This window comes from uncultured Roseibium sp., from assembly GCF_947499295.1.
GTDB lineage: Bacteria > Pseudomonadota > Alphaproteobacteria > Rhizobiales > Stappiaceae > Roseibium.
In genome coordinates this window covers 1-206 of the sequence record NZ_CANMNP010000181.1, presented here as the reverse complement: position 1 = coordinate 206, position 206 = coordinate 1, and the positions used below count along the sequence as shown (strand labels likewise).

Annotated in this window: 1 protein-coding gene; it reads left to right on the top strand. The window is 54.9% G+C overall.

Features of this window, described 5'->3' with window-relative positions:
* Positions 1-206: hypothetical protein (locus Q0835_RS30310; RefSeq protein WP_298967228.1), on the top strand; the 206-nt coding region annotated here is incomplete at both ends.

Below are 206 nucleotides of genomic sequence, written 5' to 3'. Positions count from 1 at the left end.
CTGGCTCTGCTGGCGGGAACGGGTTACTTCGGTCTATCGAATTCAGAAACGACATTTTCGGAATATCGGGGCCTGGCTCGCGATACCAACCTGGTAGGACGCCTGCAGGCAAACGTGTTGATGACGCGACTTGGCGTGAAAGACTTTGTCATCAAAAGCGATGAGGCAGCGATTAACCTCGTCAAAGAGCGCCTCGCCAAGGCGCA